At 62.4% G+C, this 14,757-nt stretch carries 15 protein-coding genes and 1 pseudogene; 8 read left to right on the forward strand and 8 right to left on the reverse strand.

All coding sequences use genetic code 11. From position 1 onward, the window contains the following. Positions 1-126 precede the first annotated feature (126 nt). Positions 127-495 (forward strand): annotated as a pseudogene (locus GL284_RS20405) (YcbK family protein); the annotation flags it as partial. After that, complete coding sequence (locus GL284_RS20410; protein ID WP_155046267.1) at positions 492-749, forward strand: hypothetical protein; 258 nt, start codon at positions 492-494, stop codon at positions 747-749. The pseudogene GL284_RS20405 and the gene GL284_RS20410, both read left to right, overlap by 4 nt. Before the next feature lie 207 nt (positions 750-956). On the opposite strand, the gene GL284_RS20415 is transcribed toward GL284_RS20410, so the two are convergent. The 8 genes from GL284_RS20415 to GL284_RS20455 all read right to left on the reverse strand — a co-directional run bounded on the left by GL284_RS20415 (position 957) and on the right by GL284_RS20455 (position 10,747). Next, on the reverse strand, positions 957-2,102 hold the full coding sequence (locus tag GL284_RS20415) for a cation:proton antiporter (RefSeq protein ID WP_155046268.1): 1,146 nt from the start codon (positions 2,100-2,102) through the stop codon (positions 957-959). A gap of 107 nt (positions 2,103-2,209) precedes the next feature. Beyond that, positions 2,210-2,782 carry an NADH dehydrogenase ubiquinone Fe-S protein 4 gene (locus GL284_RS20420; protein ID WP_152279210.1) on the reverse strand — a complete coding sequence of 191 codons (573 nt, stop codon included), beginning with the start codon at positions 2,780-2,782 and terminating at the stop codon, positions 2,210-2,212. A 1-nt stretch (position 2,783) separates the two neighbouring features. Beyond that, on the reverse strand, positions 2,784-3,404 hold the full coding sequence (locus GL284_RS20425) for a hypothetical protein (protein WP_037094075.1): 621 nt from the start codon (positions 3,402-3,404) through the stop codon (positions 2,784-2,786). Between the two features lie 211 nt (positions 3,405-3,615). Next, positions 3,616-4,263, reverse strand: coding sequence for an HdeD family acid-resistance protein (locus GL284_RS20435; RefSeq protein ID WP_155046269.1), 648 nt, complete (start codon positions 4,261-4,263; stop codon positions 3,616-3,618). Continuing rightward, positions 4,260-5,432, reverse strand: a complete 1,173-nt coding sequence (locus GL284_RS20440) for an RNA polymerase sigma factor (protein ID WP_155046270.1) — start codon at positions 5,430-5,432, stop codon at positions 4,260-4,262. Before GL284_RS20440 ends, GL284_RS20435 begins: the two co-directional genes overlap by 4 nt. A 77-nt stretch (positions 5,433-5,509) precedes the next feature. Further along, entirely contained in the window at positions 5,510-8,404 is a 2,895-nt protein-coding gene (locus GL284_RS20445) for an ATP-dependent Clp protease ATP-binding subunit (protein ID WP_155046271.1), read from the reverse strand. A gap of 121 nt (positions 8,405-8,525) precedes the next feature. Next, positions 8,526-10,301: an ATP-dependent zinc metalloprotease FtsH gene (gene ftsH, locus GL284_RS20450; RefSeq protein WP_155046272.1), complete on the reverse strand. Its 1,776-nt coding sequence runs from the start codon at positions 10,299-10,301 to the stop codon at positions 8,526-8,528. Between the two features lie 14 nt (positions 10,302-10,315). Next, on the reverse strand, positions 10,316-10,747 hold the full coding sequence (locus tag GL284_RS20455) for a MarR family winged helix-turn-helix transcriptional regulator (RefSeq protein ID WP_024845974.1): 432 nt from the start codon (positions 10,745-10,747) through the stop codon (positions 10,316-10,318). Between the two features lie 202 nt (positions 10,748-10,949). Between GL284_RS20455 and GL284_RS20460 the strand changes: the two genes are divergently transcribed. From GL284_RS20460 to GL284_RS20485, 6 genes are all read left to right on the forward strand, one after another. Then, positions 10,950-11,393 (forward strand): Hsp20/alpha crystallin family protein, encoded by a 444-nt coding sequence (locus GL284_RS20460; protein WP_155046273.1) that lies wholly within the window; start codon positions 10,950-10,952, stop codon positions 11,391-11,393. Further along, a complete protein-coding gene (locus tag GL284_RS20465) occupies positions 11,390-11,788 on the forward strand; it encodes an Hsp20/alpha crystallin family protein (RefSeq protein WP_155046274.1) in 399 nt (132 codons plus the stop codon). Before GL284_RS20460 ends, GL284_RS20465 begins: the two co-directional genes overlap by 4 nt. A gap of 20 nt (positions 11,789-11,808) precedes the next feature. Then, on the forward strand, positions 11,809-12,300 hold the full coding sequence (locus GL284_RS20470; RefSeq protein ID WP_045983517.1) for an Hsp20/alpha crystallin family protein: 492 nt from the start codon (positions 11,809-11,811) through the stop codon (positions 12,298-12,300). Positions 12,301-12,372: 72 nt separating this feature from the next. Next, on the forward strand, positions 12,373-13,326 hold the full coding sequence (locus tag GL284_RS20475; protein WP_155046275.1) for a YfdX family protein: 954 nt from the start codon (positions 12,373-12,375) through the stop codon (positions 13,324-13,326). A 221-nt stretch (positions 13,327-13,547) separates the two neighbouring features. Beyond that, on the forward strand, positions 13,548-14,027 hold the full coding sequence (locus GL284_RS20480) for a phosphate-starvation-inducible PsiE family protein (RefSeq protein ID WP_155046276.1): 480 nt from the start codon (positions 13,548-13,550) through the stop codon (positions 14,025-14,027). Then, positions 14,024-14,395: a M48 family metalloprotease gene (locus GL284_RS20485; RefSeq protein WP_230383220.1), complete on the forward strand. Its 372-nt coding sequence runs from the start codon at positions 14,024-14,026 to the stop codon at positions 14,393-14,395. The genes GL284_RS20480 and GL284_RS20485 overlap by 4 nt, the downstream gene beginning before the upstream one ends. Positions 14,396-14,757 lie beyond the last annotated feature (362 nt).

Consider the following 14,757-nt stretch of genomic DNA (forward strand, 5'->3'; position numbering starts at 1 on the left):
AATACATCAACGGCTTCTATAACCCGCGCCGTCGGCACTCAGCATTGGGAGGCAAAAGCCCCTTGGCCTTTGAACGCCACGTGGCCTAAACGAGCACTCGGAGCGGCACAAATACGCGACAGGTCCAAGGTCGGGTTCCTCGGCTTCGGCTTCTACCCGCGATCGGGGTTCATCCATGTCGACCTCGGTCCCGCGCGACAGTGGGGCGAGCGGTTTCCGGTCCGTGCGACCGCATTTGCAGCCGAGACGCCGCCCGCGCGCGAGGCGCTGGCCGACAGCCGCACCATGAGGGGTGGCGGGGCGGCGGGTGTCGCGACGCTCGGCGCAGCCGGGGTGGAAGTCGCCCAGCAGGTGCTGGCGGAGACGCAAAGCGCCGTCCTGCCGCTGGTGCCGTATCTCGACACCCTGCGCTGGGTGTTCATCGCAGTGGCGCTCGGCGGCATCGCGGTCACGATCTACGCCCGACTTGATGACTGGAAGCGGGGGCGTCGATGATCGCCGCCCTGTTCACCGGGATCGCCGCCGCCCCGTGGATGCGGGCGGCGCTGCGCAACGGCGCCATCGTCCTCGCCGTGCTCCTGTTCCTGCTTGCGCTTCGGCGCTCCGGGGAGCGAGCGGGACGCCTCGCCGAACGTCTTGAGGCCATGGATAAGGTCAATGACATCCAACGCCAGATGCTCGACGCGGCAGCTCGCCGTCCTCGTGATCGCAGCGATTTCGCTGACCGCCTGCGCGACGGCCACTTCTGAACCTCGCATGGCTACGCATGGCTACCGTCTGTCCGCCGCTTGTTGAGTACAGCCGAGAGGTCCAGGTGCGCGCAGCCCACGAGCTCGATGTCCTGCCGGATGGGTCGGCAGTCGCCGAAATGCTCTCCGACTACAGCGTCATGCGCGATCAGGCTCCGGCGTGCTCTCCGTTATCTGAGAAATATAGTTATTTTGATGTCGACCCCACTAAACCTTTAGGGCCGCCCATCTGACCATAACACTCCCGGCCAGCATGCTCATGCCAATCGCGAGGAGTAATGGACCAGCGAATTCCTCCGCAACAATGCCCGATGACGAGGAAACCGACAGCAGCATCAGGCTGAATTCTCCTCCGTGGGCCAGGATTATCCCAGTTCGCCATGAGGTCTGAAGCGACTCGCCGAATATTCGGGCGACAACCAAAACGATCACCGCCTTGCCCGCAAAAATGATCGCGAGCCAGCTCAGCACGACTGGCCACGCATACGGGATGATCCAAAGTGGCAATTGCGTTCCGATGCCGACAAAGAAAATCCCCACAAACAAATCGCGGAAAGGCCGGATCTCGTTCTCGACAGCATGGCGCGCGTCACCCTCACCGATGATCATCCCGGCCGCGAATGCAGCGAGTGCCGGAGAAAGGCCGGCGGTGGCCGCGACAGTCGCAGCCCCTAGTACAATGGTGAGCGCGAGAAGCTGGGCAAGTTCCGGATCGCCACGCGACGCTACCCAACGGGCCAGCAGCTGCAACGGGCCACGGGCAATGAACAGAGCTGCAACCAATGCCGTTGCACTGGCGACGACCGTTATCACGCCATACCCTTCGGCGGCTCCACTCATCGAATCGTGCAGAAGCAGGAATGCGACAGCTGCCAAGTCTTGAAACAGAAGCACCGCAATGGCCAGGCGTCCTTGGGCCGATCCCAGAGCGTTCGCGCTTGCGAGCACCTTGAGGCACATGGCCGTGGATGACATGGCAACGGCCCCGCCGATGAGGATTGCGGGGACGGGCGCGAGATCGAAGATCAGACTCGCTATCAACGACACCGTTATCGTCGTGACTGCAACCTGCACGGCTCCAAGACCGAAGACATGCTTCCTGAGCCTTACGAGCTTCTCGAACGAGAATTCCAGGCCGAGCGAGAACAGCAGCAGCACCACTCCGATCTCGCCAATGCTGCTAAGGGCAGCGTTTTCGGCAATCAGGTCGAGGCCGGCGGGTCCAATGACTATACCGGCAAGAATGTAACCGACAATGCTGGGCACGCCGATCCTTGAACATATCGTCACGAGCACGAACGCGGCAAAGACCAACAAGGCCGCGCTTTCGACAAATCCGGTCACTCCATGCATGTTCTTCTCCTGATGGCATGGCGCAGGGAAGGCCAATAGCGGCTCGCGACGCTGTCAAGGTAAGGACACAAGCGGCAGATCCTCGCTCGAGCTGACCATTGCGTTCGTTATTTTTTCCCGGCGATCGTCACGCCCGTCCAGGCTGGGGGATCGGAGGCCGGGAAGGATTCAAGACTGGCTTCGAAAACTGGATCGAATTCCGCCTGTTCTTGCGACGGCAGGTCCACCGAGCCTTCCTGATCGACTGCGCGCCGGAGCCGGTGGTCCGTGCGACCCCGATCCAGGCGGGACGGTATGCGAAAGGCGTTCGGGGCGTCGGCTCCCTTGTAGAGGCGATGCCGCTCCTCTCCCCGCCAGCGGTCAGGCGCATGCCGATGAGCCACGTCCTCACGCACGAAATAGCGCCAGTCCTGCTGCTCCGCGAATTCCACGGCGCTTTCGCGGTCGGGAAATTTCAGCCGGATCGAACGATAGGGATCGTTGCTGGAGGTATATCCCATCAGCGGCTCGACCTGCGGCGGCCGGGACGGCTCGAACTCGAGGACCCAGTAGTTGGGCCGCGGTGCCGATGTCATCGCGGAACGGGCAGGACGGTAGATGATTGCCGTCGGCACGTCCCAGGATGGCAGATCGGTTCCGGGAATTTTCGGCGGGAATGGTGGACGATTATGGCCGCGCATATCAGTTCTCCCGGGTGTCGGTGGATACGAGAAGGTGACGTTCGAGATCGTCGAGTTTTTCCATTCGCCTCGAATTCAGGCGAACGGCGCGTTCGGTGTTCTGCGAAGGAAAGGCAGCAGCGTGCAGGACGTCCGACCGCATCGCTATCGTGAGATCGGCGACGGCATTCATCACGCCCTCTCCGTCCCCGTCCGAGAGCGTGCCGTCAGCAAAACCGGACTGCAAGCTCTCCAGTACCTGCTCGAAGCTGGACACGACCCCTGCACTCGCGACCACAGCCAGCTTGTGGCTGAGAACACGCAGTTCATCGATCAGCTTCGCATCGTGCCTTGCGGTTTCCACGATCTCTGCGACCTTCTCGATACAGGCCATGTAAATGTCGCATTGCTGCTGGAGGATGATGACCCTTCCTTCCTTGCGAAGCTCGAGATCGGTCTGGCGATTGAGAAGCGCCGCGGTCAGAATGATCGTCACGACAGCGCCGAGGAAGATGAGCGTCATCTCCTGCGCGAAAGGCAGTATGTCTTCGGCAAGATACATCGAACGAAAAACGAAAACGATGCCGATGCCCAAGGCAGCGGCTGCAGCAGCAAATGCCAAGTCAGGCAGGCGGTTCGACATCAGCACCTCGCATTTTCGGTGTCAGGTGGCATGCACGGCTTTGCATCGGCGTCCGGCGCCTCTGCGTCCCGGTGCCGCAGGAAGATTGGCGTCGGACCGCTGCCGAACGGATTGAAGCCGGTGCTCAGGCAACGGTCGAAGATCGTTTCGTCCCATCGGGTGAAATCGTGCTCCTCGCCGGCAAGTCGCCCGTCATCCACCACAGGGCACCTCACGCCTTTGCCGATGGGGGAGCGTCATCGAAGGCCGCACCGTCCGAACGATCCGCCTTGCGAAGCCGTAGCCCGAGGAGGATCATCATCACCCCGAAGACCGCGGCGTAGAAGCCGATCAGCCAGCCGAGCGCGAGGAAGCTTTCGACCGGGCGCGTCAGCAGCATCCAGGTCACGACGACACCGAGAACGACCGAGAGAAGGCCGCTCAGGATCAGCCAGATTTCGCCGTTGATTTCCTTTCGCAGGCGGATCGCTGCCGCGATCTCGAGGGCACCCGAGAACACGGACCAGAATGCGATGCTGGCCCAGAGGAATGTCGCAAGCACAAGCGTCGCGACAAAAGGCGAGACAACCACGACGACGCCCGTGGCGATGCCCAGAATGCCGCTGAACATCAGCCAGCCCCAGCGTTCGCCCTTGCGGATGTTACGTATCGCGGCGACGAGGCCGAACACGCCGTCGGCAAAGGCGAACGCGCCGAAGACCAGCGTGAGCGCCAGAAGCGCTTCCGCAGGCATGACGAAGGCTAGCACTGCGATGATCAATGCGAGCACGCCGCGTAACACGAATGCCCACCAATTCCGGGACAGGCTGCACAGCATGTCCTGCATCGTGTCGGATTGCTTTGCAGAGGTTGTCGTCATTGGTCCATCTCCTGTTCAGGTTTCAACTCAGTAGTGCCGATTGTCTCCGCGCCGGCCAGGGCGGCCGCCACGCGGCGGCGGTCCTCGACCGGTTGAGGCAGACACTGCGTCCGGGCAATTTCCCTTTCCACGGGCGCGCGCCCCGATGCCTCGCCGATCAACCCGGCTTCGACCAGCGTGCCGCGCAGTGTCTCCGCCGCGTTCTCTGCAATCTTCAACACTTCCGCCTCAGTGAGACCCAGGAGGTGCGCCGTCTCCGCGATCGTGGCGTCTTCCAGGTACATCCGATACAGGACGCGGCGCTCGACCGGAGCAAGATCTGCGATAGCCCGGTGCAGTGCCATGGCCATATCATGACGATCCACTTCGGTCTCGGGGTCTGTGCCGCCGTCGTCGGCGATGAGGTCCTCCAGCATCAGCACTTCGTCGGGCTGGTAGAACTCGAACATCGCCTGATCCGCCTCGGTCGGATCCTCCGCCGGGGCCTCGGGTTCCGCCTCGATGGAGGCGGCATCCTCAGGCACGGCGCGGCGGGCGGCGCGGGATTCTTCCTCGATGGTCTCAAAAGCCAGCCGTTTCAGCCAGTCGCCGACGGAAAACTCCGAAGGCCGATCCTCGAAGCGGGCCAGCCCCTTGAGGATCGTCGCATCGACGATATCGCGAACGCTCAGGTAGCCAGCCGGCACAGACCCGCTACACTCGAGATAGGTCAACTCGCGCCTGACGGTATCGTAGACCGTATCGAGATGATCCTCGATCAGGTCAAAGAAGAGCTGGCGCCGGTCCGCTTCCGCCGCATCCCGCGCGGGCGACAGCGGGGCGCCGATCCGGCGCCGGCGGGCGGGACGCTTGTATTCAGGCTCGTGCTTGAGGCGCGCCACATGCCGATCGACCTGGTGGCGCAGGTCGGCAAAGGCCTTGCGCAGGACAGGCTCGATCTCGAATCCCTCTTCCCGCGCCGCGATCACGCCCGACGGCAGTTGCAGGCGCAGGCTGACTTCGATGCGCGTCTTGCCCCTCGTCTGCGAGGCAACGACTTCGAGCCGGACCAGATCCTCGCGAAAGCGCGCAAGGTGCGGTTCAAGTTGCCGCACTTCTTCCTCGATGACCTCAGGCGCGCGCTGTTGGCCGTGCCGGTCGAGATTGCGGAATGATCTAATGACGTTCATGCCGTGGACCTTCCTATAACTCTCCGAAGAGATGGTCCGGCGCGACCGATATCGCGCCGGGCCAGTCTTTTGCGCTGTCACTCGGCGGACTTGTCGTCCTTGGACTGCACCTCATCCCCAGCGCTGGGCTTCGGAACGTCCGTCCTGTCTTCGGCAACTTCGCTGGGCTCCTCGATCCCGGCCTTGGCCTGATCGTCCGGGCTGTCGTCACCGGTGTCCTTTACGATCTTTTCGAACACGACCCTCTGTTCGTCTTCCGACCAGGCGACGCGGACCTTGTCACCATCCTCGATCCGCCCGGAGAGCATCTCGCGGGCCAACTCGGTCTCCAACTCCGACCGGATCAGCCGGCGCAGCTCGCGGGCGCCGAATTCGGGGCGGAAGCCGACCGCGCCGAAGTGATCCACGACGCTCACGTCGAATTCGAGTTCGACGCCCTGGGTAAGGGCGGTCCGCTTCACCCGGTTGAGCTGCAACTCGACGATCTGGCGGATCTCCGACTGATTCAGCGAATGAAAGACGATGATCTCGTCGATCCGGTTGATGAACTCTGGCCGGAAATGACCGCGCAACACCTCCATCAGTTCGGATTTCTGCTTGGCCTCGTCGAACTCACTGCTGCCGCGTTTCGTGAGGTTGCGCTGGATGATGTCCGAACCGAGGTTCGAGGTGGCGATGATGATGGTGTTGGTGAAGTCCACCACGCGGCCCTTGCCATCTGTCAGGCGGCCATCGTCGAACACCTGAAGCAGGATGTTGTAGACATCGGGATGCGCCTTTTCGATCTCGTCGAGGAGCACCACCGAATAGGGCCGACGACGCACCTTCTCCGTCAGCTGCCCGCCTTCGTCGTATCCGACGTAGCCCGGAGGTGCGCCAACCAACCGGGCAACCGAGTGGCGCTCGCCATACTCCGACATGTCGATACGGATCAGCGCATCCTGGTCGCCGAAGATCACCTCCGCGAGCGTCTTGGCCAGTTCCGTCTTGCCAACCCCGGTCGGCCCGAGAAACAGGAAGGTCGCGGTCGGACCGGAACCTTCGCGCAGACCCGCTCGCGCCAGGCGCACCGCATCGGCCACGGCGCGGATCGCTTCTTCCTGGCCGATGACGCGCTCGTGCAGCTTCTCCTCGAGCTTGAGGAGCTTGTCCTTCTCCTCGGCGGTCAGTTCGGTGACCGGAACGCCGGTGATCTTCGAGACGATCTGCGCGACGTGATCGGCGCGCACCTCGGCGGTCGCCGAAGCCTGGTCGCGCTTCCAGATTTCCAGAAGCTCGTCCAGCTCCGTCTGCCTGGCCTCCAGTTCCTTTTTCAGCTCGGCCGCCCGGTCGAATTGCTTGCGCGCGGCGGCATAGTCCTGTTCGCGCTTGATCTGCGCGACCTCGGCTTCGAGCTCCTGCACGTCCACGGGCCGCGCAGTGGCCGAGATCTTCACCCGCGCCGCGGCCTGGTCGATCAGGTCGATCGCCTTGTCGGGCATGAAGCGACCGGTGACATAGCGATCCGAAAGCTCCGCGGCGGCGATGATCGCCTCGTCGGTGATCGTCACCTTGTGGTGGCTTTCGAGCGTGTCGCGCAGCCCGCGCAGAATCATGATCGTCTGTGCGACCGTGGGCTCGTCCACATAAACCGGCTGGAACCGTCGCTCGAGCGCCGCGTCCTTCTCGATGTATTTCTGGTACTCGTTGAGCGTCGTCGCGCCAATCAGGTTCAGCTCGCCCCGCGCCAGCGCCGGCTTGAAGGTGTTGGCAATGTCGAGACCACCTTCGCCACCGCCCTGGCCGGCGCCGACGATGGTGTGCATCTCGTCGATGAACAGGATCAGGCTGTCCTTCTCCTCGGTGATCTCCTTGAGGATCTTCTGGACTCGCTCCTCGAACTCGCCGCGATATTTGGACCCTGCGACCATCGAGTTGATGTTGAGCTCGACCAGCCGCTTGTCGCGCAGCGCCTCGGGCACTTCGCCCGCGACGATCCGTTGTGCAAGTCCCTCGACGATGGCGGTCTTGCCCACGCCGGGCTCGCCGATCAGCACCGGGTTGTTCTTTTTCCGGCGGGCCAGCACTTCGATCGTCGTCTCGATCTCGCGGGCGCGGCCGATGACGGGATCGAGCTTGCCATCGCGGGCGAGCTTCGTCAGGTCACGGCTGAACTGGTCGAGATCGGGGGTGTTCGACGGAGTCTCGACGCGGCCTTCCTCGGCTCCCTTGCCGACCACCTTCGTCACCTGCTGACGCAGCGCCTGCGGCGTCAACCCCAGCTTGCGCAGCATCGCGGCCGCGAGGCCTTCGCCCTCTTCGGCAAGGCCGATCAGCAGGTGCTCGGGACCGACATAGGAATGGCCGAGTTCGTTCGAGGCGATGAAGGCCCGGTTCAGCGCGTCCTTGAGACGCGGGCTGACACCGATTTCGCCTTCTGTCTTGGCGTCTCCACGCTTCGCTTCCTTCTCGATCTGGCGCCGCAGATCGTCCACATCGACCTTGAACTGTTCCAGGATCGTCTTGACGACGTCAGACGAGGTCAATGCCAGAAGCAGATGTTCGGTATCGACCTCGCTGCGCCCGAATTCCCCGGCCTTCTGTGCGGCATCCTGCAGCAGCTTGTTGCCCTGTTCGCTCAGCCGGTCGGCGATGGTTCGTCCGCCGCCGCGCCGCGATCCACGCCGCGGCGCGCCCTCGCCGACAGTGGCGTCGACGACAGCGTTATCGCCATCACCCACAGAGCCGAGCGTGCCGCCTCGCAGCGGACTGTCACCAAAGAGGCTGCCGAAACCGCTCTCGCCGAAGAATTCGTCAAGAAGGGAACGCCGCCCGAACAGGGACTCCAGCGGCGAGGCGCTGCGACCCGACCGGCGCGCTATTTCGCTGTAGTGCTGATCGCACAGCTCCATGTTCTGAACCCTGCCGTTCACCGAGGCGCGCACGCGCGCCGTCGCCGGGCGACCGCAAATATCGCAAGCTCCGTTTGCCATTCGTCTTCTCCGTTTTCATTATCCAGTCAGGGTTGTTCGTCGATCATCTGCGCCAGTGACAGTGTCACGCAGCGACCGCTTCCGTTCTTTTCGCCTTGGACCCAATTGCCACAAGATCGGGCTAGTCCAGTGTCTCTCGTTGCAGGAGATCCTGCGCCGATTCCTCGAGAAGATCCCGATTGCTTTCAAGAAGGGTGAGGGTGCGCTTGAAGACGCCATCCACGATGTCGCGCACCTTCGCGTCCATCCGCTCGGCAGTGGCGTCGCTGTAGCGGCGGTTCAGCCAGGACGACTGGTCGCCGGTGCCGAGAAAGCCGGGCCGATCGGTGTCGTAGCTGACATGCCCGAGGTCTTCGTCCATCCCGTACCGCGCGACCATGGCGCGGGCGATGTCGGTCGCCTTGACCAGATCGTCCGCCGCCCCAGTCGAGACATGATCGTAGATGATCTTCTCTGCCGCGCGCCCGCCAAGCAGGACTGCGATCTTGTTCTCCAGCTCCTCCCGCGTCATCAGGAAGCGGTCCTCGGTCGGGCGCTGGATCGTGTAGCCGAGCGCGCCAATCCCGCGCGGGATGATCGAGACCTTGTGCACCGGGTCCACCCCCGGCAGAGCCATCGCCACCAGCGCGTGCCCCATCTCGTGATGCGCCACGATCTCGCGTTCGCGCGGGTTCAGCACGCGGTTCTTCTTTTCCAACCCGGCGATGATGCGTTCGACGGCATTGTTGAAGTCGTCCATCGTCACCGCATCCGCCTTGCGGCGGGTGGCGAGTAAGGCTGCCTCGTTGACGAGATTGGCAAGATCCGCCCCGGAAAAGCCGGGAGTAAGCGCTGCGACCTTCTCGGCATCGACGTCCGGGGCGAGCTTCACCTTTTTCATGTGAACGCCGAGAATCTGCACACGTCCCTTCTTATCCGGCCGATCCACCAGCACCTGCCGGTCGAAGCGTCCCGCACGCAGCAGCGCGGGGTCGAGGATCTCTGGTCGGTTGGTGGCGGCCAGGAGCACGATGCCCACCGAAGGGTCGAAGCCGTCGAGCTCGGTCAGAAGCTGGTTCAGCGTCTGCTCACGCTCATCATGGCCACCGGCGATCTGGCCGGAGGAGCGCGCCCTCCCAAGAGCGTCGAGTTCGTCGATGAAGATGATTGCCGGGGCCGATTTCCGGGCCTGCTCGAAGAGGTCGCGCACCCGCGCGGCACCGACGCCCACGAACATCTCGACGAACTCGGAGCCCGAGATCGAAAAGAAGGTCACGCCGGCCTCGCCTGCCACTGCGCGCGCTAGAAGCGTCTTGCCGGTGCCCGGCGGCCCGACGAGCAATATGCCTTTGGGGATATGTGCGCCCAGCTTTCCGTATTCGGCGGGGTTCCTGAGGAACTCTACGACCTCCTCGAGCTCGGCCTTGGCCTCGTCCACACCGGCCACGTCGGCGAAGCTGACGCCGGTTTCTTTTTCCATGTAAACCTTGGCCTTGCTGCGGCCCACCTGCATGAACCCGCCGAAACCCTGTTTGTCGGCGAACTTACGGAACAGCAGCATCCAGATTCCGAAGAAGACAAGCGCTGGCGCCACCCAGGAAATCAGCGTGCCGAGAAAGGTGTTCTGAGGAACGCCCGTGATCTCGACGCCGGAGCGGTCGATCCGCTGCAGGATCGCGGGATCCACGACCGTGGTGACGAACTGGCTCTTGCCGTCGACGGGGTCGGTGAAGGTGCCGGTGATGGTGTCCGCGCCGACCGCAACGGAGGCGACCCTGCCATCCTCGAGATAGCTCTCGAACTGGCTGTAGCCGATCGGTGCGACGGATTGCCAGCCGGCGATCAGGTTCTGGATGAAAAGCACGGCTATGAAAGCCACCACCCAGTACCAGATGTTGTATTCGGTCTTCCTTTCCATGCCGCTTGTCCCTTTCACTGGCGCCCGAGCCGCGCCCTGATCCGCTCGAGCAGCGCCAGCAGAATGCGCCTTTCGTCTGCCGACAGATCCTGCAGGATTTCATGTTCGAGCGCCGATTGCCGCGGCGCGAGTTCCTCCAGCATCGCCCGGGCCTTCGACGTTGCGGTGACGATCTGCGACCGCCTGTCGTCGAGCGAGGGCGACCGCTCGACCCAGCCGCCCCGGACCATGCGATCGACGAGCTGGCCCGCAGTGGCCCGGCCCACCTCCAGCCGCCCGGCCAGATCGCCGATGGTCAGCCCGGGCGAATCCTCGACATGTGCCGCCCCCATCCAGGACAGGCGGGTCAGGCCGCTGTCGCCAATCTCGTTGTCGATCCGCTGCTGGATGAGCTGCGCGACCCGGTGGATCGTTGTCCCGATCAGGGCGAGATCAGAAGTGATCAAGGGTATCTTTCCTCCGTCTGCATGAGAAACAGGATAGACCGCACTCCATCCAAAGTGCAATGCACGCATCATATATGCTTGCATAATAAATGGAACCGCCTATCTTGATGGGTGGTCTCCGAACCGACATCCAGCCGGCACCGTTGCCCGGTCGGACCATGCCGCCGGTTCGGGGGCATCGATCAGCAACAGGAGGCCAGCAATGCTCTATCCGACATATCTGCGCCGCAGCGATCCATTCGCGCTGATGCGCTCCATGATGCGCGATCTCGACCGCGGCTTCTGGCCACCGTCCCGCGCGGCGTTCCCGGCGGTGAATGTGTGGCAAGGCTCCGAGGCCGTTGCCGTCACCGCTGAACTTCCCGGCATCGAACCGGGCGACATTGAAATTTCGGTCAAGGACAACGTCCTGACGCTGTCGGGCGAACGCAAGCTGCCCGAGGTTCCCGAAGGTGCGCGCTGGCACCGAAACGAACGCGGTTATGGCAAGTTTTCCCGCGCTATCCGCCTGCCATTCACGGCTTCGGATAACAAGGTGGAGGCGAAGATGACGAACGGCGTATTGCGGATCGCCATCTCCCGGCCCGAGGAAGAAAAGCCGAAGAAAATCGAGATCAAGGCAGCCTTAGAGAAGCTGGAACGATGAGCACCGACATCACGCAAGCCGCCGAAAAGACGCCGACCGACTCGCCCGAGACCACCGGCGGCGGACGCATCTACCGCCCGTTGACCGATATCGTCGAGACCGATCAGGGTGTCTCCATTATGCTCGAAATGCCTGGGGTCGCCGCCGATGCGGTCGAAATCACACTCGAAAACCGCGTGCTGACGATCCGCGGCAAGGTTGAGCCGATGCGGCCAGAAAACCTGGAACTTGCCTATGCCGAATATGGCGAGGGTGATTTCGAGAGGGCCTTCACGCTTTCCGAGGATTTCGACCCCGACAGGATCGAAGCCGAGATGCGTGGAGGTGTCCTCACCCTGACGCTCCCCCGAGCCCCTGAAGCGCAGCCGAAAAAGATCGCCGTCAAGGGCGCCTGAAAACCGAAGGAGACCATATCATGCAGATCAAAGACCTCATCCCCTGGGCGCGCAAGGACGGCGCGCCAGATGCCAAGAGCAGCGAAGACAACCCGATCGCGACACTCCAGCGCGAAATGAACCATGTGTTCGAGAACTTCTGGAACCGTGTCGGTCATTTCGAATGGCCCTTTGGCAGCGGCGAAGCGAAATCCGACGTGGTCGAGACCGACAAGGCGATCGAAGTATCGATCGAGCTGCCGGGCATGGAGATGAAGGACATCGAGGTGACGGTCAACGATGACATGTTGACTGTGAAGGGGGAGAAGAAGATCGAGCGCCAGGAGGAGAAGAAGGGATACTATCTCTCCGAGCGCAGCTACGGCGCGATCTACCGGACAATTCCGCTCCCCCCCGGTGTGGATGGCGAAAAGGCGCAAGCCTCCTTCAAGAACGGGGTTCTGACGATCAAGCTGCCCCAGACTCCCGAGGCGCAAGCCAAGGTCAGGAAAATCGCGGTCAAGGAGGCCTGAGCCGGGCATTGATCGTGCCAACTCTGCGGCGAAACCGCCGTAGAACCAATCAAAGCCGAAAGGAACAGACTGATGAAACTCAGGAATCTTTACGCGGGAACAGCTTTGGCCCTGCTGATTGTCAGCGCCGGCCCTTCCTGGTCTCAGGATACGGCTCAGGCGGAAGCTGAAGCGCAGGCGGTCAACCGGGAGCAGGTCGAAGAGAGCGTGACCGCCGAAACCGATTCACAGCTCGCCGATAAACGCACCGCCGTGATCCAGGAGGCGGTCGACGCGCTCGATGAAACGAACGCTGCGATCGCCGCGATCGAGAAGGGCGATACAGATGCGGCGATTGCTGCGCTCGCGTTGGCCACGGGGAAGCTCGAGACCGTCGTCGCGCGTGAACCGGATCTCGCTTTGGCGCCCGTACGGATCGATCATATCACCTATGACGTTCTGGGCAGCGTCAAAGCCGTCCGAGAACTCGGCAAACAGATCGAGGACTTGGTCGACGATGGGAAGTTCCAGGAAGCGAGACCGCTGCTGAGCGGGTTCGCGTCCGAGGTTGTCATCCGGACAACCAGCCTTCCGCTTGCGACCTATCCCGACGCGATCCTTGCAGCGACGGCACTGCTTGATGACGGAAAGACCGACGAAGCGATGACGGTACTCAACGCCGCACTGAGCACCGAGGTGGTGACCGACACAGTGGTCGCCCTGCCTCCGCTCAGAGCCGTAGCGATGATCGAGAAGGCCAAAGCTCTGCTCAATGACGACGGTGAGGCGGCAAACGACAAGGCCGCTACTGAAGATAAAGCCGCGACTGAAGATGCCGATCTGACGGCCGCCGACTATGTTGAGGCGGCACGCCAGGAACTCGAAATCGCCGAAGCGCTCGGCTACGGCCGCGAAAGCGATTTCGAGGATCTGCATCAGGCGCTGGATGAGTTGGACCGTCAGATTGAGGCGCAGGAGGATACCGGAGGGATCTTCGAAACGATTGCGACCCGGTTCGAGGAACTTCGAACGCGCATCTTCAACTAAAAGAGAACCTCTAATGGAGCCCCGCCGCAAACGAGACCAGCGGCGGGGCTCTTTCGCAGGAAGACTGAGGAACGATCGATAGTCTGGGCCCAGAGTCCCGGTTCTCGACACATAACAATTGGTTCCTGGCTCCATCGCAGGTAAAGAATTCCCGAATGATCCCGGTCTGCGGCGAAGCCAGGGAGAGCTTGTCTATTCGGGGGAAACTTCGAGGGGTACTGATGAAAGACCTGAAACCATCCGGGCTGACCCGTGAACAATGGTCGGCGATGACGCTCTACGAGAAGTTCGAGCAAGTTGTCATCCTCGTCCTCAGCGTCATCATTGCGGCGATCGTCGTGGCGTCGGTCTGGGCGCTGATGCGCGAAGTCGTGAACCGCTTGCTTCTGGGGGCATTCGACACGCTCGACTACGCCACTTTCCAGGTGGTGTTCGGCATGATCTTCACTGTGGTGATCGCGCTCGAGTTCAAGCGCTCCCTTCTTGTTGCGACCGAACGCAGCTTCGGGATCCTCCAGGTCCGCACGATCGTGCTGATCGCGCTCCTCGCCATCGCGCGCAAATTGATCATCCTGGACCTCGGCGAGACGGAGCCGGCAAAGATTGCCGCACTCGCCGCCGCAGCGCTTGCACTGGGCGCTGTCCACTGGCTGGTGCGCGATCAGGACCGGCGCGAACTCGGAGACCGTACGACGACATGACCGCGACCTCCGCCCGCCACCGTCTGCTCAATCTCGTGCAATCGGCGCTGCTGCTCGGACTCATGGCGGCGCTCGCCTGGGTTTCGGTCACCGTGATCCTGGGGCCCGGAACGGGGCTGCTCGTCGCGCTCGGCAAGCTCGAGCGCCGCGTCGGCCGGTTCTGGGAGGACATCTTCCTGCCCGGCAGACGCATCCCCGAACACTCGCTGCTGCGGACGCATCCGCCGGTGGAAAGCCGGATCGCGAGGCTCCGCGCGCTGGCCCCCAGCCGAACGCTTTCCGTCCCGCCGATGGCTGGGCACGCGATGCCCGCACTGACGTCGCCACAGGCTCAACCGCGGTTCAGGTTCTTCGGATTTTATTGGTAAGGCAGCCGGACGGCTGACGGAAGCGCACGTAAGTCATTGCTTTGTAAAGTAAATCAGTGGAGAAGGTTGTCTTTCAGACCCATCCCCTCCGCCATTTTACCGCCGTTTTATTGTTTAATATCAGCAAGTTGAGCCGATATTTCAGCCTTACCACTCCCCCAATTTTCCCCCACAGCGTTTTGCCCGAATCGTGCCGAAAATAGCCTGCGCACCGGGTGTAGCGGGACACATGTTTTGTCACTCAGGGACAGAGATATTGTCAGCAGCGCGTTTTTCGTGACCGCGCCTTAAACACTCCTTTCAAGCCCCCTTCATTGGCCCCCGACAGTCGGATCCGGCAGGGGATCGGATGCCACCGGATA

It is taken from the genome of Paracoccus shanxieyensis, from assembly GCF_009711265.1.
Lineage (GTDB): Bacteria > Pseudomonadota > Alphaproteobacteria > Rhodobacterales > Rhodobacteraceae > Paracoccus > Paracoccus shanxieyensis.